This window comes from Saezia sanguinis, assembly GCF_003991585.1.
Lineage (GTDB): Bacteria > Pseudomonadota > Gammaproteobacteria > Burkholderiales > Burkholderiaceae_C > Saezia > Saezia sanguinis.
Window position 1 is genome coordinate 1 of sequence record NZ_PQSP01000228.1, and the last position, 233, is coordinate 233.

Genomic DNA, 233 nt, shown 5'->3' on the forward strand with positions numbered 1-233 from the left:
ATGTGGATGGTGCCACCGACGCGGTACCCGCGCAGACCCGACAGGTTCAGGGTCTCGGCGACCACGCCCTGGCCGGCGAACGCGGCGTCGCCGTGCAGCATCAGCGGTACGACCGAGAAGCCCTCTTCGTCGTCACCCTTGTCCAGCAGATCCTGCTTCGCGCGGACCAGACCCTCGAGTACCGGGTCCACCGCTTCCAGATGCGACGGGTTGGCGGTCAGCGAGACCTCGAT

General features: G+C 67.4%; 1 protein-coding gene. It reads right to left on the reverse strand.

Annotated features, from left to right (window positions below):
- Positions 1 to 233, reverse strand: a 233-nt coding sequence (locus tag CUZ56_RS15610) for a thiamine pyrophosphate-dependent enzyme (protein WP_148113793.1), incomplete at both ends; no start/stop codon positions are given.